The sequence below is a fragment of the Polynucleobacter necessarius genome (assembly GCF_900095175.1).
Lineage (GTDB): Bacteria > Pseudomonadota > Gammaproteobacteria > Burkholderiales > Burkholderiaceae > Polynucleobacter > Polynucleobacter necessarius_I.
In genome coordinates, this window is sequence record NZ_LT606946.1 from 1,337,165 (window position 1) to 1,355,151 (window position 17,987).

A 17,987-nucleotide genomic window follows, 5' to 3' on the forward strand; every position below is an offset into this window, starting at 1 on the left:
GTCAAGCGCCACCTTCATAGGTGGCGTTTTTCTTTTAGCGCTTCGGTGTTTTACCAACCATCTTCACTGCTCTTAAGAAATCAAAGTCCACACCTTTGTCTGCTTGCGTGACTGTATCCAAGAATAGTTTTAGATAGCCACGCTCTGCAGTGGGCTCGACTACTGGATTCTCTTTCACGCGCTTAGCTAATTCCTCTTCGGAGACTAGCAAACTAATCTCACGATTCTTCACACTCAAACGAATGCGGTCACCATTCTCAACATATGCTAGTGGACCACCAACTGCAGCCTCTGGTGTCACATGCAAGACGATTGTTCCGAATGCCGTGCCACTCATTCGGCCATCAGAAATACGCACAATATCTTTTACGCCAGCACGAGCAAGCTTCATCGGAATCGGAATATATCCTGCTTCAGGCATACCTGGCGCACCTTTGGGGCCAATATTTTTCAGTACCAAAATATCATCTGCAGTGACATCTAAATCAGGACTATCAATTCGACCGGCAAGATCTTCAGAGTTTTCAAAGACAACTGCTCTACCCTCATGCTCCATCAATTTTTCATGAGCAGCTGACTGTTTGATGATGGCGCCACCAGGCGCTAAATTGCCATGCAATACAGCGATACTGCCACGGGGGTAAATTGGGTTACCAAACGGGCGCACTACATCTTGCTTAAAGCTTGGTGGGGCAGCATCAATTTCTTCACCCAAGGTACGGCCAGTGACTGTCATAGCATCCAGTTTCAGTAAAGGCTTTAGCTCACGCAGCAAAGTAGCCATACCACCAGCGTCATGGAAGTTCTCCATATAGTGATCACCAGAAGGCTTGAGATCAACTAGAACTGGGGTTTCATCGCCCATCTTATCCAAGGCATCCAAATCAATCTCCAAACCCATGCGACCTGCAATTGCAGCCAAATGAACAATGCCATTCGTTGACCCGCCAATTGCTAATAACACACGCATGGCGTTTTCAAATGCATCGGCGGTGAGCACCTTATCAATAGTTAAGCCATCTTTTGCCATTTGGACTGCACGCGTGCCCGTCTCTTCTGCAATCCGAATTCGGTCTGCAGTGACCACAGGTGGCGTTGCACCGCCCGGCACAGTCATTCCCAATGCTTCAGAGATACAGGCCATCGTGCTGGCTGTACCCATCACAGAGCAAGTGCCAACGCTCGCTACCAATTGATCATTCACCTCATCTTTTTCAACTTCATCAATTTCACCGGCACGGAATTTTCCCCAATAGCGGCGGCAGTCTGTACAGGCACCCACACGCTCACTACGATGAGACCCTGTCAACATTGAACCGGTGATTAACTGAATTGCCGGCAAGCCTGCGGAGGCTGCACCCATCATTTGAGCAGGCACAGTCTTATCGCAACCACCAATCATGACCACCGCATCCATCGGTTGAGCCCGGAGCATCTCTTCTGTATCCATGGACATGAGATTGCGCAAATACATACTGGTTGGCGCAGCAAAACTCTCATGAATGGAGATGGTTGGGAAGTCCATTGGCAATCCGCCCGCCAACATCACGCCCCGTTTCACAGCCTCAATCAATTGCGGCATATTGCCATGACATGGGTTGTAGGAACTTCCCGTATTAATGATGCCAATGACAGGACGATCCAGGGCGCCGTTCGTATAGCCTGCACCCTTAATGAATGCTTTACGCAAAAATAAAGAGAAGTCTTTGTCACCATAACTTGTTAAGCCCTTACGCAAGCCGCTTTCAGGAGCTTGATTTTTGTCTTTATTGTTATTGCTTGTCATAGGTGAATGTCTCTTATTTGGCACAATATTTTTATATCGCAAATATACTAAACTTTGCCTTAATTAACCTTTTAAGCTTTAAAACTACAGCCAAAACAAATACAAGGACATCCATGTCAACCATCCAACCCTTTCACCTTGCCTTTCCAGTTAATGACTTAGCGGCAGCGCGCAGTTTTTACGGCAATACCTTAGGCTGTCCAGAAGGGCGCAGTTCAGATGAATGGATCATTTTGATTTCTTTGGGCATCAACTCGTTGCTCATCTTGCCCCTGAAGAATCCGGCCATGCGAGCTCAAATGAGGTTGACGGACATCAAGTTCCAGTAAAACATTTTGGGGTTGTTCTCACGATGCCAGATTGGCATGCATTGGCTGAAAAATTAACTCATAGCGGCATCAAATTCATCATCGAGCCGCAAATTCGCTTTAAAGGCAAAGTTGGTGAACAGGCCACCATGTTCTTTTTAGACTCTGCTGGCAATGCCCTGGAATTCAAAGCATTTGAAGATCCAAGCCAGCTATTTGCAAAATAAGTAAAGCTGGATCAATAGCCACTCTAAGTGGCTAGTTTTATTGAATTGCTAGGCGCCACAGAGAAGTGGTTTCGGCAGACCTTGCAAAGTGCAGAAGATCGGATTGATCAAAAGGCTTATGGTGCTTTGGCTTAGTATCAATACGACTAATTACTTTAAGCCCTCCTGCCTCAATCCACTCCAGTAATTCTTTTCTTGCTCTTAACCCGAGATGTTCGGCTAAGTCAGACAAAATTAGCCAACCTTCTCCATCGGGTAGTAAATGGTTTTTTAGTTCGCCCAAAAACCCTTTCAGCATTTGGCTCTCAGGGTCATAAACAGCATGTTCCAAAGTGGAACTGGGTCTTGCGGGTATCCACGGAGGATTGCAAACAATCAAAGACGCTTTCTCTTGCGGAAATAAATTAGCCTTAATGACTTGGATGCTGGAATCCAAGCTCAATCGTTCAATATTTTCTTTAGCACAAGCAAGCGCTCGATCATCTTGATCGGTGGCAATAATCTTTTGCACGCCTCGCATCGCCAAGATGACTGACAGCACCCCAGTCCCTACTCCGATATCAAAAGCGATAGATTCTTTATCGAGTAATTTAGGCAACGGAACGCTACAAACTAACTCGAGATACTCCCCGCGTATCGGCGAGAAAACACCATAGTGGGGATATATAAAAATAGGTTCGCCTTCCTCATCAGCGAGAACGGGTACACCATTTTTACGCCGCTCATGCGCACTGATCACTCCCAAGAGCTCACGCAAGGAAATTACATAAGGCTCAGTAGTTAAGCCATAGGCCTCAAGGCATGCCACCGAAACATCAGGCGCTCTTCGCAATGGAATGGCGTGATCAGAGTTGCATTGAATTAGCAACATGCCAAGGATTCGAGCTCTTTGTGACTGGATCAAACGATGCTTGTAAAATAGATCAATCGAACTTGGCAATTGAAGATCGCCGGAAGATTGATCTACTCGCTTACCAGCGCGCTTGGATTTCTTAGAGGGCTTATCAATGCGCCTTACCAAGGCCTGTAATAACTGACGGGCATTCTGGAAATCACCCTTCCATAAGATCGCAGTTCCCTCGCAGGCTAGACGATAGGCGTCGTCCGCCGTAAGGGTGTCATCAGCAATGACTACCCGTTTATGTGCAGCAATGCCATTTTCAGAATGCCATTGGGCAGAGAGCAGCTCTCCACCCTCCTCCCAATGAATTCTCTGGCTCATGAATTACTCAGGAGGATGCTCCTCAGGATTAACATCCAAGGCAATCAAAAATCGAGAAACCATGTTGTAGGCTGCCACCACAGTCACAAGCTCAACAGTGTCAGTATTACCAAGCGCGGTTTGCAAACGCCTCATCAGCGCACTATCAACCTGAATATTGCGTGTCATCTGAAATGTCAGCTCTATCGCATCGTTTTCAAGGGTAGAGAACAAGGCGGCTGGGAAGTTAGGCCGGCCAATTAAACGCAGCGCCTTCACTTGCTCCTCAGTACCGCCTGCTTTGATAAATGGAGGAGCATGATGAAAAAACTCGTACTCAGCACCATTGAGAACAGCTACCCCACACATTGCAAGTTCACGCAGCTTTGGATCCAAGGAGAGGTTATTGCGTATCTCACCAACAAAATGATTCCAACCCTCAGCAATAGGGGTGCTGTGTAACAGCATGCGGTCTAAATTGATAAATTGGCCACCTCGACGCTGGCGAATCGCGGCGACTAGCTCGGCCGGCTCTGCCAAATCCATATGCTGGTAAGGAATTAAGCGTTCAGACATGGGTGCTCTTCGGGTTTTAATGGGATTGGGTATGTAGGATCGTAGATTATCACTCGAATACCATCTTCCTCGATAATGTCGCTATCGACACAAAATACTTGCCATGAAACCGATTCTGAACATAGCCGCCTACTTATTTGTCAGTATAGACAATCTGATTGAATTGCGCGCCAAAATTCTTGAGGAGTGCAACGCCCGGCAACTTAAGGGAACCATCCTCTTAACGGGTGAAGGCATCAATATGTTCTTGGCCGGTAGCGAACCAGAGTTACGGGGCTTTTTGGATTGGCTTCGATTAGATCCACGTTTCAAATTATTGGAATCAAAAGATAGCTGGTCCCAAACACAACCATTCAAAAAAATGTTGGTCAAGATCAAGAATGAAATCATTCGGATGAATCATCCTACGATTCGCCCTGAAGAGGGTCGTGCAAATTTCATTACACCGAAAAAATTACAAGAATGGCTTGATCGCGGAACCGACGACTTGGGTCGCCCTGTAGTCATGGTGGATACGCGCAATGCATTCGAAGTTGAATATGGGACTTTTGAGAACGCACTGCATTTCAATATCGAGAAATTTACAGAATTTCCAGCGGCAATCACTGCGCATAAAGATGCGCTAGCCGATAAAACATTGGTGAGTTTTTGCACTGGCGGAATTCGCTGCGAAAAATCCGGTCTCTACATGCGTGAGATTGGTATGGAGCATAGCTATCAGCTAGAGGGTGGCATCCTTAAATACTTCGAGGAAGTTGGCTCAGCCCACTACACTGGGAGCTGCTTTGTATTTGATGAGAGAGAGGCCCTAGAGCCCAACCTGGACTCTATCCCACTAGAGCGCTCTATACGGAAAAAACAAACCGCCTAAATACTAAAAGCTCAGTCGGATTTACCTACCAAAGTCATGTGCTCAACAAAAGGGTTTTTTGCAAAGAAAGGGCCAACAATGGCTCGCCAATCAGCAAATGCTGCCGACCCCCGAAAATCCACTGTGTGATTTTCCAAGCTATCCCAATAAATTAGATTAGTAATAAGTAACGCGCTGGGCTCTCAATAGTACGATTTACCTTAAATCCTCGAAACCCTTTAGCTTTGGAGATCACGGTATTGACGCCACGCAAAATGGCCTCTTCAAACTCGGCAGACTTACTAGGATCAATTTCTATATCGCAGTGTTCCAAAATCATGGGTATTCCTTTATAAAAATCAATAAAGATAGATAGTAAACTCAAACAGCATAATTTAATAACGATTCGAGAGACATGGCTAATTTACCTAACGTTGTCATTCTTGGCGACTATGAGCACGCCCTCCGTCGCTTTTCCAATTGGGACAAAGTAGATCGGCAGTGCCATATCACCATTCACCATGAACCCCTTCATGGTGAAGCCCTATATGAAGCAGTTAAAGATGCGGATGTGATTGTGCTGGTGAGGGATCGCACCCCTTTTAATGAAGCCCTGATTGCTCACCTCCCAAAGCTGAAGTTATTCCTATTTACCGGCAAGCGTAACGGTACCCTAGATGCATCTGCCTTGATATCACGCAATATTCCGGTTGCCTGCACGCCAGGAGGCCCCTCCAAGGAAACCACTACCGAGCTGACTTGGGCTTTAATCCTAGGTGCTTCAAAACACTTAGTTCGCCAAAATAACTTGTTGCACTCTGGTGGCTGGCGCGATGAGCTCTCTGTTCCACCAATGCTGTCCGGTGAGCGTCTTGGGATTATCGGTTTAGGTTCAATCGGTAGTGCTGTTGCCAAAGTGGGGCAAGCCTTTGGAATGGAGCTTGTTACTTGGAGCCCCAACATGACAACTAAACGCGCTGCTGCCCAAAATGTCAAGTCGGTCGGTCTAGAAGAGCTTCTGAAAACATCTAAGGTTATTAGCCTGCATCTGGTAGCCGGACCAAAAACAAAGGGGTTAATTGGCGCCCAAGAATTAGCGATGATGCGGTCCGACGCGCTGCTAGTGAACACCTCACGCTCCGCCCTCATTGATACACAGGCCCTGCAAGACGCGCTAGCCGCTGGTAGGCCCGGTCAAGCAGCGATTGATGTGTTTGAGATTGAGCCACTCCCCACAAATGATGCCCTAAGAAACATCCCCAATTTACTCACCACGCCTCACCTAGGATTTGTGGCTGAGCCTGTTTTTGCAATGTTCTCCAAAGGAATTGTTGATACTCTAGAGGCATGGCTCGAGCACAAGCCGCTACCGTATCCATTTGAGCCTTAATCATTCTTTGAAGACACTTACCCCAACCGAATTATTCATTAGCTTCAGCAAAATCGGTATGTCTGGTTTTGGTGGCGTCCTGCCATGGGCACGACGCACACTAGTTGAGCAAGACAAAATTCTCACATCTGAAGAATTCAGCTCCATCTTGGGTATTTGCCAGATTGTTCCTGGCCCAAATATTGTCAACCTAGCAGTGTGTATTGGCTCACGCTTTGGTGGAGCCAGGGATGCTTTTGCAGCAGTTGCAGGTCTAACACTAGGGCCAATTTGTATCGTCATGCTGCTGGCACTCTTGTATACCCACTATAGCTATTTGGAATCGGCTCAAGGAGCACTCCGAGGAATATCTGCCGTTGGGGTTGGTTTAATCGCCTCTACTGGCATCAAGATGTTACGTGATGAGTTGCGCTTTCCGGCAATGCTCCTAGTGGTGCTTGTGACTGTAATTGCTGCCAGCTATTACCAGCTGGGTCTTGGCTGGGTGGTATTAATTGCATCACCACTTGCTTGGATTTTGGCGCAAAAGAAAGCTCGCAAACTATGAGTATTTTTCTAAGCCTGTTTCTCAAGCTATCGACTTTTTCGCTCATTGCCTTTGGCGGAGTAAATGCGCTACTTCCCAGCCTGCTCAATTTATCGGTTTACCAAGAGCATTGGATAGACCTTCAAACTTTTGCTGATTATTTTGCAATTGCTCAAGCCGCTCCAGGGCCGAACTTCATGACAGTCACACTGATTGGCTGGCATGTCTATGGAGTTTTAGGGGGGGCTGATTGCAACTATTGCTATTTCATGGCCCTCCTCTATCTTGGTGTATCACTTGCAGCGTCTTATCCTAAGAATGAGAGATGAGCACAAAAAGAAGTCTATTCAATATGCAGCGGCAGCTCTTGCCATTGGCTTAGTGCTTTCTTCGGCATGGCAAATTGCGCTACAAATTAATCACAGCTATGCGGCGTATGCACTCACACTCATCACCATTGGGGTTACTGCTTTTACTCGCTAGCACCCTTTATATTTAATCGGGCTCGGTACAATCTTGGGCGCCATAGGGCTTGTTTAACCACCAGAATTAGCCCATTCGAAAAGCTTACTTCAGCGCCTGGTAGGTCAAAATACCCAAGAATGTTAAGGCGAGCGAGCCAAACAAATTTAAGAGTGCAGTACCTAGCGCCCACGTCATTTCACCGCGCTGCATAAAGCCGACAACATCAGCAGAAAAACTAGAGAAAGTTGTGAGGCCGCCCAAGAACCCAGTAATGATGAATAACTTCCATTCAGGGGAAAGGCTGGGGTTATTGCCAAAAAAAGCTACCGCAATGCCAATTAAGTAACCACCAACCATATTAGAAATAAAAGTTCCCAAAGGAAGCGTCGCTGCAAGGCTCACTGTTGCAAGATTAAACCCCGCCCCTCAGCAAGGCTCCGAGACCAGCACCACAGAAGATTGCAAGAATAGATAGCCACATGATAATTATTTATTGAATTGAAAAAGTAAGCATACCGATGGAACCCATTTCTACTCCATCCACTAATACTTTAGGCGCCTCATCGCGTTCTTGCAAAGCAAGGATATACAAGGCAGGCCAATAATGTTCCGGGGTCGGAATAGACAAATGAGCAGAGTCGCCAAATTGCTCCCAATGAATTAAAGTCTCATGGTGACCAACCTTCATCTCTGAAACAAAGAAATCATTGAACTCTCTAGCCCATGGATAGGGTGTTACACCCTCCCCCCAATCAATAGTGCGTAAGTTATGCACAACATTGCCACTCGCCAAAATCAGAATATTCTCATCACGCAAAGGACGTAACTTCTTGGCAAGTTCGTAGTGCTCACCCGCAGACATTGAGCCATCTAAACTCAACTGAACTATAGGAACATCAGCATCGGGATAAAGGTATTTGAGGACAGACCAGGCACCATGATCAATACCCCATTCATTCTCCTCAAGAACAACAGGAACATCGAGTAAGTCTTTAACTCGATCAGCTAACGCGGGACTGCCAGGTGCTGGATATTGAATATCAAACAAGGCCTGGGGAAATCCGCCAAAGTCATGAATTGTTTTAGGTTTAGGCATTGCGGTAACCCATACTCCCCGGGTTACCCAATGGGCCGAGATGACTAGGATGACATCTGGGCGTTTAAGCGATTTACCAAGACTGGCCCATGCCGCTGTGTAGCGATTGGGCTCAATAGCGTACATCGGACTGCCATGGCCTGCAAATACTGCAGGTTGGCGATGGCTAGTCATTAATGCAGATTAGCCGAATACGTAACCAGTATGAGCTGCAACCAATGCAAACAAAATAGCCAAGCTAGTGGCGGCTGCCAACATCACGATCAAAGTGATGATTTTCTTATTGACTTCGTCTTTCGACTCTTTATGCCATTCGTTCATGCTAAATCCTCATTAAACACATTAATTAGTGTTGCAATTATCCACTATCGGCCGCGGCCAGCCTTACGCATCACGCCTTTTCCGCCGCCAAAGCCTGCTTGAGGCCTTCCGCCAGGACCAGATGGGCCTTTTGGGGCTGGTGGACGGGCTACCGGCTTAGCTACTACTGGCTTAGCCGGGGTTTTTGATTCAGGTTTTTTATCATCAGTCACTTTTTGCTCCTATGGATATCATATTGCCATGATTACTGACTATTCTATCCAAGCTATCGCTATTAATGCGATTCCTTTGATTTTTGCCATCACCATCCATGAGGCAGCACATGGCTATGCAGCCCGCTACTTTGGTGACAATACCGCATATATGCTGGGCAGAGTCAGCTTGAACCCCATTAAACATATAGATCCAGTGGGCACCATCCTGATCCCCCTGATGTTGATTTTGGCAAGCTCACCATTTTTAATCGGCTACGCCAAGCCAGTACCGGTGAACTTTGGGCGCTTGCGCAACCCCCGAATTGACTCAATTTGGGTAGTCCTAGCAGGACCTGGCTCAAATTTCGCTCAAGCCCTCATTTGGGCCATTTTCTTGATTACTCTCATTGGATTTGGAGTTAATGAGCGGTTCCTATTGGGAATGTCACAAGCTGGCATTACTTGGAATTTAGTGCTCATGGTGTTTAATCTGTTCCCCCTACCACCCTTAGACGGGGGTCGCATTCTATCCAGCCTTTTGCCGGCGCGCCAATCGATTGCCTTGGGCAAGCTGGAGCCCTGGGGCTTCTTCATTGTTCTTGGGCTTGTATTTACCGGTGTCATTGGCAGTTTTTGGATGGAGCCTTTGATCGCCTTCTTTAAGTCCATCCTCTACTTCGTAACGCTGCCATTACAGATGGTTTTCTAAATAAACTCCAACTGCAAGGATCGGCATTCGAGAGTATGCTGAGCAGATAGAACCTCACCCCCATATTTAATGAAATGACTGGAGCCCTTATGAAACTCAAGCACCTTGTTTTAGCAACGCTTGCACCAACATTATTGGTAAGCGGAATCGCGTATGCGCAGTTCAAAAAACCAGAAGATGCCATTAAGTATCGCCAAAGTGTTTATACGGTGATGGCTAATTCTTTCGGAAAAATTGGCGCAGTAGTCAAGGGTGAAGCGCCATTTAATAAAGATGAGGTGACCAAGAATGCAGCGGTTGTTGCTATGCTCTCCACTTTGCCATGGCAAGCATTTGGTCCCGGCACTGAGGGCGGCAACGCACTTCCAGGCGTTTGGTCAGATAACGCTAAATTTAAAGCTGCCGGAGAAAAAATGCAGCTTGCCGTGGCGAACCTCAATACTGCAGCACAGTCAGGCGATCAAGAAGGCCTTTGGTGCAGCTGGTGCTACCTGCAAAGGTTGCCATGATGACTTTAAGAAAAAGTAATCAGCCCTTGATGAAGTAAACCAGAATTAACGCGAGCAGGCTCAGCAGCAATAAAGCCAAGCCGCGTTGCAGTCCTCCATCCCTGGAGGCTTGACCCAAGTCAGATGGCAGATACTTTGCCTGCTCGCTTGGGTCAATTTCTTTATCACCCACTAGCATGGGTTTGATTAAATTCTCGCCTTTGAATTTTTGGTAATACACAATCGCACAAAGATGGAGTGCGATCAATATGATGAGGATGTTCTCATTGATGTGGTGAATTGAGGTTAGTAGCTGAACCGTATCATTCGAAACATATTTTGCAAACGGTCCCTCAAAAGCGATATCGTCATTTGCAAATAAACCAGTTACAGCCTGAAGGCCAACTGAAAAAAGTAAACCCAAAACGGATAAAGCGCCTAGAGGGTTATGACCAAGACCAGCCTTGGTTTTACCTAATAGGTAATCAATTAGCTCTTTAGGGCTTGGAACAAAATAAATAAGCGAGCATGGTATGAACCAATCAAGCCCCAACAGAATCGAAAAATAATTAAGCTCAGAACGCAGTAACCGACTAGCGCATGGAACTCCATAGCATTGCCGCCAATCTTGACGGTAATAAAGCTCAGAACAATGCAAATCACCAAAAGCCAATGAAACAGGCGAATCGGCAAATCCCATACACGAATGATTTTTTTCATCTGTGCAGAATAAATCAATGCAGGCACCACCACCTGATTTATTTAATTTCAGGAATATCTTTTTGAATAATCTTGAGGCCTGCACGTAAAGCCTCTTGATAACGCTCTCGCTCTGCTTTCATAGTCTCTGCAGTCCAAGAATAGAATCCCTCGCCGGTTTTCATACCTAACTTACCGCTAGCAATCCGGTCACTTAAGCATTTTGCAATATCAGGCGAGTTGTTCAGGGTTGGATATATCGTTGCCCCGCCTGCACCATGAACATCCAGCCCCGCATGGTCTCTCTGCATTGCAGGGCCTGCGGCAATGTAACGAAAGCCAAAGTCAAAGCGAACAGCCTTGTCGATGTCTTTCAAGCTAGCGATGCCAGCATCGACCATGGCAAAAGCTTCGCATGATAAAGCATGTTGCAAACGGTTAGCCAGAAAACCTGGTAGATCTTTTTTCACGGTAACGGGAACCATGCCACAAGCTGTCATCAGACGAGAAAGGCTTTCGCCAACCATGGGAGAAGTCTTCTCCCCATAAACTACCTCAACGCAAGGCACTAAATGCGCAGGCATGAAGAAGTGCAAACCAATCATTCGTGCAGCTGTCTTTAATCCTCTTAAGATATCACTAATTGGAAAGCTGGCGCTGTTACTGACTAGGACTGCTTCTGGTTTTGCGTACTGCTCCAGCTTGGCAAATAACTCTTGCTTAATATCCAAGCGTTCGGGGACGCACTCAATCACCAAATCAATCTCAGACCAATCTATTTCTTCCAAGGAGCCAGCAGTTGACAGCAAATGCAGGCGACGCTCGTAACCCAAGTCAATCATGGTGTTAGCAAAGTAGTCTGGCAAAAGTGCTCGACGCTCTGTGGTTGGCTCCAACACCTGCACAGCGCAACCCCCGCGTGCGCATACGGCTGCTACATCAGCACCCATAGTGCCGCCACCGACAATGACGACCTTTGTTTCAGACGGGGTAAACAACATTTCCATTTCTCCTTCGGTGTAAGATAAGGATTACAAATCTTCTTACAATGATTTCATTATTCCAATAAAAAAGTAATTGAGGCATGATCCCAGTCAATTCAGTACTGCAGGTCGGACAATTTCCTGAGGTAATGCAAGCGGTAATTGACCAGCGCATTACCCCAGTTCGATATCCAGACCTCAACTCCAGCATTCCGCCCGGCTCTTACGAGAGCATTTTGATTCGCTCAAACACCCAGTTACCTGTCGAATTACTCGAGAAACTCCCCTAGTAAAGATGGTGGCTACTTGTGGGGTGGGCTACGACAACCTTCCATTGGATTACCTCAAGGCGAAGGGAATCAAAGCCAGTAATACCCCAGGCGTTTTAAATGACGCTGTTTGTGAACTGGCGATCGGCATGATGTTTGGCTTATTGCGTCGTATACCCCAAGCGCATGAATTTGTTAAAAGTGCAGCCTGGTCAAAAGGTTTATTTACGGTTACCACCACTCTTGCCGGCAAGAGCATCGGCATTGCAGGAATGGGCCGCATCGGACAAGACCTGGCTAAGCGCCTAGAAGCATTCAATGTCAAGATTGCCTACACTGGCCCAAGCCGTAAGGAAGTCCCATATGAGTACTTCCCCGATATTCAATCTTTAGCCAAGGCATCTGACGTCCTTTTTCTGGCCTGCCCTGTCACCCCAGAAACAGAAAAAATGATCGACGCTGAAGTCTTAGAGGCCTTAGGCTCTAAGGGCTACCTCATCAATATTGCACGCGGGAGTGTAGTGGATGAGGCTGCACTTTTAGTTGCACTGCAGCAAAAAGTCATTGCTGGTGCAGCGTTCGATGTATTTGAAAATGAACCAAACCCAAACATCGGGTTTCTAAATCTTGATAATGTCCTATTAACACCGCATATTGGAAGCGCCACTTCTGAAACGCGACAATTGATGACAAATTTAGCAATAGATAATTTAGAAGCTTTCTATAATAAAAAATCACTTCTCACTTCTGACAGAAGTAAAAAATTAAAACGGAGTAAGCATGACAATTTCCCTACACCCTTCTACACTACCTGCGGTGCTCTCGCCTGTATTGACTCCATTTAAAGAAGATGGCAGTCCCGATGCCCAGAAATTACTGAAACAATGTCAATGGCTTGAGGCCAATGGTGTTGGCCAAGCGATCTTCGGGACAAACTCTGAAGCTAATTCCATGTCTGCCCGCCAAAAGATGGCTACATTGACAACGCTGGTGGAGGGTGGCTTAAACCCAGCGCACATGATGCCAGGTACGGGCGCTACGTCTATTGATGCCACAGTCAATATGACACGTCACGCTCTTGACCATAAATGCGCGGGCGTATTGATGCTGCCACCGTTCTACTACAAAGATATTACTGATGATGGTCTCTTTGCCTACTTCTCAGAAGTGATTCAAAAGGTTGGTAATGCAGCATTGCAAATTTACATTTACAGTATGCCCCCAGTCACCAAAATTAATCTAAGCCTTTCTTTACTTGAGCGCTTAGCCAAAGAATATCCAAAAACTGTTATTGGCATGAAAGACAGCTCTGGCGATTGGGCTTATACAGAATCCGTCATCAAGTTATTAGCGCCATCAGGCTTCCGCGTGTATGCTGGTAGCGAAGTCTTCCTCATGCGTGCCCTTCGTGCAGGAGGGGTTGGTTGTATTTCAGCTACTGCTAACGTAAACCCTAGGGCTATTGCTGAATTGGCAGCCCATTGGAGAGAATCTGACGTAGATCAACGCCAAGCAGCCTTAGATCAAGTACGCTCTAAATTCGCTCAGTATCAAATGGTTGCCGGTATGAAAACTGCAGTTGCCCATTTCAGTAAGGATCCAGAGTGGTTACGCGTACGCCCACCACTCATGCAACTCAGCGCGGACCAGCAAACAAAGTTACTAAGCGAGCTACAAAAAATCAATTTCAGCATGCCAGGCCTTTAATTACATAGACGTAAAACAGGAGACAAAAAATGAAGCTTATTAAAGTAATTGCAGTATCTCTCGCCATGTTGTTCGGTGCCGCACAAGCACAGAACCTCTCAATTGCAACCGGTGGTACTGGTGGCGTTTACTACCCAATGGGTGGTGGCTTAGCCTCAGCGCTTTCTAGCAAAGTACCAGGCATGTCTGCGACTGCCGAAGTTACCGGCGGATCAGTTGATAACTTGAACCTAGTTGGCTCAGGAAAACCTTATGTTGGCTTCTCCATGGCTGATGCTGCTAAAGATGCTGAGGCTGGCCAGGGGAAATTCAAGGGTAGGCCAATTGATTTGAGCACACTACTCGTTCTCTACCCAAATCTCATGCACGTTGTCACAGTTGAATCAACTGGCATCAAGTCTATGAAGGATCTCAAAGGTAAGCGTGTCAGCACCGGCTCACCTGGTAGCGCAACTGAAGTAATGGCCTTTCGCCTACTTGAAGCAGCTGGACTAGACAAAGACAAAGATGTTCAACGTGAGCGTTTAGGTGCCGCAGAGTCTGTTAATGTGATGAAAGACCGTAAGATTGATGCCTTTTTCTGGGAGGGCGGCTTACCAACCTCTGCAGTGACTGACTTGGCTAATAGCCCTGGTATGAATATTGTCATGGTTGATAATGCTGATGAAGTGGCCGCTATGAACAAAAAATATGGCAATCTCTACTTCAAAGCAGTAATTCCTAAAACTACCTACAAAGGCATGGCCAAAGACAATCAAGCTGCCGGTGTTGCCAACATTTTGGTTGTTAACGCAAAAATGCCAGATGACGAAGCATACAAAATTGTTAAAGCGGTATTCGATAACAAAATTGATTTAGTTCGCACTCATAAGGAATACATTAACGTAACCCTTGAAAATCAAAAGCAAAGCTCCTCTCCAGTGCAGTATCACCCTGGTGCTTTGAAGTATTTCAAAGAAAAAAACATTAACGTAAATTAATGTAGTTAAAAAGAGCGGGGCATGCCTCGTTCTTTTTTTTGCAACCCCAATAAAAAATATAAGTAGAGACATGACTCAAAACGTAATAGACAACGAGACCCAAGCCAAGCTAGATGCCTTCATTAAAGAAGAGGAAGGTGATTCCAATGACTACAAAGGATTGCTAGCAAAATTTATTACCCTGGTGACGGTGGGCATGTCACTCTTTCATCTCTATGCAGCATATTCAATTGTTCCAACCCAAGAGTTACGTGTTATTCACGTTGCCCTTGTACTCTTTTTGATCTTTTTAAGTTTCCCCATTGCATCTCGCTTTAAGAACCGACTTATGTGGTGGGACGTCATATTTGCAGTTGGCTCGCTATTAATTGCGTACTACATGCTGAGTAATGCGGATGACTTGTTTGACAGAAATACGTTTCCAACCCAATTTGATGTTTTTGTGGGGATTTGCCTAATTCTCATGATTCTCGAAGCGGTACGCAGAACCAATGGCTTAATTTTAGTTACGGTAACCGTTCTATTCCTCTTGTACGCCTTGTATGGCAATTACCTTCCCGCTCCATGGACCCATAAAGGCTACGATCTCGATCGCTTGGTGGGCTACATGTACATGACGCTTGAGGGCATTTATGGCACCGCAGTAGACGTGTCAGCAACCCTAATTATCCTCTTTACAATTTTTGGTGCCTTCTTGCAGTTCACTGGCGCAGGTAAATTCTTTATTGATTTTTCGTTTGCAGCTATGGGCGGCAAATCCTCTGGTGTTGGCAGAACCATTGTGATGTCTTCATTCCTATTGGGCGGACCATCTGGTTCTGGTGTAGCTACTACCGTCACTGTGGGTTCCGTTGCTGCGCCTATGTTAGAAAAAGTCGGCTATGAAAGAAATGCTGCCGGGGGATTATTGGCTGCAGGTGGTTTAGGCGCCATCATTTCTCCGCCAGTTCTAGGGGCGGCAGCATTCTTGATTGCTGACTTCCTCAAAATATCGTATTTAGATGTCATTCTGATGGCTACCATACCAACCATCTTGTTTTACCTTGGATTATTTGTCATGGTAGAAATTGACGTTCGTAAATATGGAATGAAGAACCTGCAATTCAAGGCAGCTGAAACCGCCTGGCAATTAACCAAAAAATACTGGTTCCACTTTTTCTCGCTAATCTCAATCGTTGTATTTATGATGATGGGATTCTCACCAATCACGTCTGTCTTTGCCGCAACAATCGTGTCGGCATTCTCAAGTATGTTGCGTGAAGATACCGCCATCATTCCTTGGGCCTGGTTTAGAGATAAAGAGCCATTTTGGTCAGGCCTTTATCAATCCAACCTAACAAAATCTCTTGCCGCTGGATCAACTGGGGTATTAGCAATCACCGCTACTTGTGCTGGCGCCGGTCTGATTGTGGGTACGGTTACTTTAACGGGCTTAGGACTTAAATTTAGCTCTATTGTGATTCAGTATGCTGGCGGTTCGTTACTGCTAACTGCCATTTTTACCGGCTTAGTTGTCTGGGTGGTTGGTCTTGCAGTGCCAGTTACGGCGTCATATATTATTTGTGCTGTGATTGCCGCTCCTGCCCTAATTAACTTAGGTGTACCTGATTTTGCGGCGCATATGTTCATCTTCTACTACGCTGTGCTCTCTGAGGTTTCCCCTCCAACAGCCCTCTCGCCATTTGCGGCGGCAGCGATTTGCAAAGGTAATCCTTACAAGACAACACTGCAAACCTGGAAGTATGTTGCCCCCGCCATCTTGGTGCCATTTATGTTTGTTTTAGATAAGTCTGGTGTCAGCCTTTTATTAATGGGATCAACCACTGCATTAGCTCAGGCTGATTGGAGTCAAATTGCCTGGATCTCCTTTACTGCAGTCATGGGCGTTATTTGCCTTGCAGGTGGATTGCAGGGTTGGTTTATTGAAAAAACCAATGTATTTGAGCGAGTGGTGATGGTGGCTTCAGGTGTTGCTCTCGCCTACCCCGCAAATGAAACTGATTTATTAGGCTTTGCAGGATTTGGCATCGTGCTCATCACGCAAGCGCTCAGAAACCGTAGGCTTCGAAGAATTTTGCCGTAAACTAAGCGTCATAAGCCAATAAAAAATCCCGCATTATGTGCGGGATTTTTTATTTTCTAGCAAGCGACTAATCACATTAGGTAATCTTGGTCCAGGCCACTTTACCGGCATATTTTTTAATCGCAGCTTCATCAAACTCAAAACCTAATCCTGGGGTTTTATGCAGAATTAAATCGCCGTTCTTAAAGGCCAGCTGTTTGTTAATTAATCTACGGAAGTTCAAGACCTGATCGTCCAAGAAGAATTCTACAAAGCGCGCATTGGGAGTTGCGGCCACCAAAGGCGCATGTAGGTCATGCATCCAATGCGGGCAAATAATTACACCCTTTAAATCTGCATAGGCTGAAATACGACGCCATTCGGTAATGCCGCCACACACCGCTGCATCCGACTGCAGAATAGCTGCGCCACCAGCATCAATCAACTCCCGAAAACGCCAGCGCCCAGCCTCCATCTCGCCGGTAGCAACGTTGATCTTGGTTTGGCGAGCCAGCGCCGCATGCAGGTCAATCGCATCTGGTGAAAATGGCTCCTCAATCCAGTATGGGTTGTAAGCCTCAAAGCGACGGATGTATTCCAGAGCAGTTGGCAGATCACGCCAAGCATTATTGGCATCCAAGGTCAGTAAAACATCCTCCCCTACAGCCTTACGAGCAGCCTTAACGCGCGCTTCTTCTTCTCTTAGGGATAGACGCCCCACCTTCATTTTGACTGCCTTAAAACCCTGCTTAACGTAAGACTCCATCTCCTTGCCCAGCTTGGCAGGTGTTTTGCCATCTAAATAATATCCACCACTGGCATAAGCTGGCACACGATCATCTACAACTGAGCCTAAGTAATGGTGAAGAGGTAATTTTGCGGCACGGGCATTTAAATCCCAAAGCGCGGTATCCAAGATGGAGATGCCACGCATGACTGCACCAGCGCGCCCTTGCAAAATAGACTCGTTATACATATCCATCCACAAGCCTTCGCTGCGATGACTGTTTTGACCAATCAGTTTTGGGGCCAGCAATTGTTCCACTGCAATCTTAGCAATATCCCCGCCAGCACTACCAACATAGCAAAAGCCAATACCCTCATTACCATCCTTACCACGCAGTCGCTAATTAACATGCATCATTTACAA

Annotated in this window: 21 protein-coding genes and 4 pseudogenes; 13 read left to right on the forward strand and 12 right to left on the reverse strand. The window is 46.3% G+C overall.

Features of this window, described 5'->3' with window-relative positions; genetic code table 11:
- Nucleotides 1–34: 34 nt before the first annotated feature.
- The gene (locus DXE44_RS06980; protein ID WP_114653782.1) at nt 35–1,786 is read right to left on the reverse strand and encodes an IlvD/Edd family dehydratase; all 1,752 of its coding nucleotides are present in this window, start codon (nt 1,784–1,786) and stop codon (nt 35–37) included.
- Between the two features lie 113 nt (nt 1,787–1,899).
- Between DXE44_RS06980 and DXE44_RS06985 the strand changes: the two are divergent.
- Nucleotides 1,900–2,321, forward strand: a pseudogene (locus DXE44_RS06985) (VOC family protein).
- 37 nt (nt 2,322–2,358) lie between these two features.
- Here DXE44_RS06985 and DXE44_RS06990 read toward each other — a convergent pair.
- Both DXE44_RS06990 and DXE44_RS06995 read right to left on the reverse strand, forming a co-directional pair.
- On the reverse strand, nt 2,359–3,543 hold the full coding sequence (locus DXE44_RS06990; protein WP_114653783.1) for a 50S ribosomal protein L11 methyltransferase: 1,185 nt from the start codon (nt 3,541–3,543) through the stop codon (nt 2,359–2,361).
- A 3-nt stretch (nt 3,544–3,546) separates the two neighbouring features.
- The gene (locus tag DXE44_RS06995) at nt 3,547–4,098 is read right to left on the reverse strand and encodes a carboxymuconolactone decarboxylase family protein (RefSeq protein WP_114653784.1); all 552 of its coding nucleotides are present in this window, start codon (nt 4,096–4,098) and stop codon (nt 3,547–3,549) included.
- 103 nt (nt 4,099–4,201) lie between these two features.
- Here DXE44_RS06995 and DXE44_RS07000 point away from each other — a divergent pair, with 103 nt between their 5' ends.
- Nucleotides 4,202–4,969 carry a sulfurtransferase gene (locus DXE44_RS07000; RefSeq protein ID WP_114653785.1) on the forward strand — a complete coding sequence of 256 codons (768 nt, stop codon included), beginning with the start codon at nt 4,202–4,204 and terminating at the stop codon, nt 4,967–4,969.
- A gap of 11 nt (nt 4,970–4,980) precedes the next feature.
- Here DXE44_RS07000 and DXE44_RS07005 read toward each other — a convergent pair.
- A pseudogene (locus DXE44_RS07005) lies at nt 4,981–5,288 on the reverse strand (antibiotic biosynthesis monooxygenase family protein).
- Nucleotides 5,289–5,363: 75 nt separating this feature from the next.
- Here DXE44_RS07005 and DXE44_RS07010 point away from each other — a divergent pair.
- From DXE44_RS07010 to DXE44_RS10380, 4 genes are read left to right on the forward strand one after another with little or no spacing between them, the layout of a single operon-like run.
- A complete protein-coding gene (locus tag DXE44_RS07010; RefSeq protein WP_114653786.1) occupies nt 5,364–6,338 on the forward strand; it encodes a D-2-hydroxyacid dehydrogenase family protein in 975 nt (324 codons plus the stop codon).
- 7 nt (nt 6,339–6,345) lie between these two features.
- Nucleotides 6,346–6,885 carry a chromate transporter gene (locus DXE44_RS07015; RefSeq protein WP_114653787.1) on the forward strand — a complete coding sequence of 180 codons (540 nt, stop codon included), beginning with the start codon at nt 6,346–6,348 and terminating at the stop codon, nt 6,883–6,885.
- Complete coding sequence (locus tag DXE44_RS07020; RefSeq protein ID WP_197712858.1) at nt 6,882–7,193, forward strand: chromate transporter; 312 nt, start codon at nt 6,882–6,884, stop codon at nt 7,191–7,193. Before DXE44_RS07015 ends, DXE44_RS07020 begins: the two co-directional genes overlap by 4 nt.
- Nucleotides 7,153–7,347, forward strand: coding sequence for a hypothetical protein (locus DXE44_RS10380; protein ID WP_331851842.1), 195 nt, complete (start codon nt 7,153–7,155; stop codon nt 7,345–7,347). Before DXE44_RS07020 ends, DXE44_RS10380 begins: the two co-directional genes overlap by 41 nt.
- Nucleotides 7,348–7,431: 84 nt before the next feature.
- On the opposite strand, the gene crcB is transcribed toward DXE44_RS10380, so the two are convergent.
- The 4 genes from crcB to DXE44_RS10110 form a co-directional block, all read right to left on the reverse strand.
- Nucleotides 7,432–7,731: a fluoride efflux transporter CrcB gene (crcB, locus tag DXE44_RS07025; RefSeq protein ID WP_331851843.1), complete on the reverse strand. Its 300-nt coding sequence runs from the start codon at nt 7,729–7,731 to the stop codon at nt 7,432–7,434.
- Nucleotides 7,732–7,819: 88 nt separating this feature from the next.
- The gene (ygiD, locus tag DXE44_RS07030) at nt 7,820–8,599 is read right to left on the reverse strand and encodes a 4,5-DOPA-extradiol-dioxygenase (protein WP_114653788.1); all 780 of its coding nucleotides are present in this window, start codon (nt 8,597–8,599) and stop codon (nt 7,820–7,822) included.
- A gap of 9 nt (nt 8,600–8,608) precedes the next feature.
- Nucleotides 8,609–8,746: a hypothetical protein gene (locus DXE44_RS10170; protein WP_174221123.1), complete on the reverse strand. Its 138-nt coding sequence runs from the start codon at nt 8,744–8,746 to the stop codon at nt 8,609–8,611.
- Nucleotides 8,747–8,790: 44 nt separating this feature from the next.
- The gene (locus tag DXE44_RS10110) at nt 8,791–8,958 is read right to left on the reverse strand and encodes a hypothetical protein (protein WP_162785898.1); all 168 of its coding nucleotides are present in this window, start codon (nt 8,956–8,958) and stop codon (nt 8,791–8,793) included.
- A 28-nt stretch (nt 8,959–8,986) separates the two neighbouring features.
- On the opposite strand from DXE44_RS10110, the gene DXE44_RS07035 reads away from it, so the two are divergent.
- Entirely contained in the window at nt 8,987–9,649 is a 663-nt protein-coding gene (locus DXE44_RS07035) for a site-2 protease family protein (RefSeq protein ID WP_114653789.1), read from the forward strand.
- 89 nt (nt 9,650–9,738) lie between these two features.
- A pseudogene (locus tag DXE44_RS07040) lies at nt 9,739–10,177 on the forward strand (c-type cytochrome).
- On the opposite strand, the gene DXE44_RS10715 reads toward DXE44_RS07040, so the two are convergent.
- From DXE44_RS10715 to DXE44_RS07050, 3 genes are all read right to left on the reverse strand, one after another.
- A complete protein-coding gene (locus DXE44_RS10715; RefSeq protein ID WP_231970609.1) occupies nt 10,178–10,561 on the reverse strand; it encodes a hypothetical protein in 384 nt (127 codons plus the stop codon). It abuts the pseudogene before it with no gap.
- 65 nt (nt 10,562–10,626) lie between these two features.
- Complete coding sequence (locus DXE44_RS10720) at nt 10,627–10,857, reverse strand: cytochrome b/b6 domain-containing protein (protein WP_231970610.1); 231 nt, start codon at nt 10,855–10,857, stop codon at nt 10,627–10,629.
- A 38-nt stretch (nt 10,858–10,895) separates the two neighbouring features.
- Complete coding sequence (locus tag DXE44_RS07050; protein ID WP_114654386.1) at nt 10,896–11,837, reverse strand: 3-hydroxyacyl-CoA dehydrogenase family protein; 942 nt, start codon at nt 11,835–11,837, stop codon at nt 10,896–10,898.
- 83 nt (nt 11,838–11,920) lie between these two features.
- On the opposite strand from DXE44_RS07050, the gene DXE44_RS10385 reads away from it, so the two are divergent.
- The 5 genes from DXE44_RS10385 (at nt 11,921) to DXE44_RS07070 (ending at nt 16,858) form a co-directional block, all read left to right on the forward strand.
- Nucleotides 11,921–12,109 carry a hypothetical protein gene (locus DXE44_RS10385; RefSeq protein ID WP_197712860.1) on the forward strand — a complete coding sequence of 63 codons (189 nt, stop codon included), beginning with the start codon at nt 11,921–11,923 and terminating at the stop codon, nt 12,107–12,109.
- 5 nt (nt 12,110–12,114) lie between these two features.
- Nucleotides 12,115–12,933 carry a 2-hydroxyacid dehydrogenase gene (locus DXE44_RS07055; RefSeq protein WP_197712924.1) on the forward strand — a complete coding sequence of 273 codons (819 nt, stop codon included), beginning with the start codon at nt 12,115–12,117 and terminating at the stop codon, nt 12,931–12,933.
- Nucleotides 12,869–13,795, forward strand: a complete 927-nt coding sequence (locus DXE44_RS07060; protein WP_114653791.1) for a dihydrodipicolinate synthase family protein — start codon at nt 12,869–12,871, stop codon at nt 13,793–13,795. Before DXE44_RS07055 ends, DXE44_RS07060 begins: the two co-directional genes overlap by 65 nt.
- Before the next feature lie 29 nt (nt 13,796–13,824).
- On the forward strand, nt 13,825–14,775 hold the full coding sequence (locus tag DXE44_RS07065; RefSeq protein WP_114653793.1) for a TAXI family TRAP transporter solute-binding subunit: 951 nt from the start codon (nt 13,825–13,827) through the stop codon (nt 14,773–14,775).
- Nucleotides 14,776–14,845: 70 nt separating this feature from the next.
- On the forward strand, nt 14,846–16,858 hold the full coding sequence (locus DXE44_RS07070; protein WP_114653795.1) for a TRAP transporter permease: 2,013 nt from the start codon (nt 14,846–14,848) through the stop codon (nt 16,856–16,858).
- Nucleotides 16,859–16,934: 76 nt separating this feature from the next.
- On the opposite strand, the pseudogene DXE44_RS07075 reads toward DXE44_RS07070, so the two are convergent.
- Nucleotides 16,935–17,963 (reverse strand): annotated as a pseudogene (locus DXE44_RS07075) (mandelate racemase/muconate lactonizing enzyme family protein); the annotation flags it as partial.
- Between the last annotated feature and the right edge of the window lie 24 nt (nt 17,964–17,987).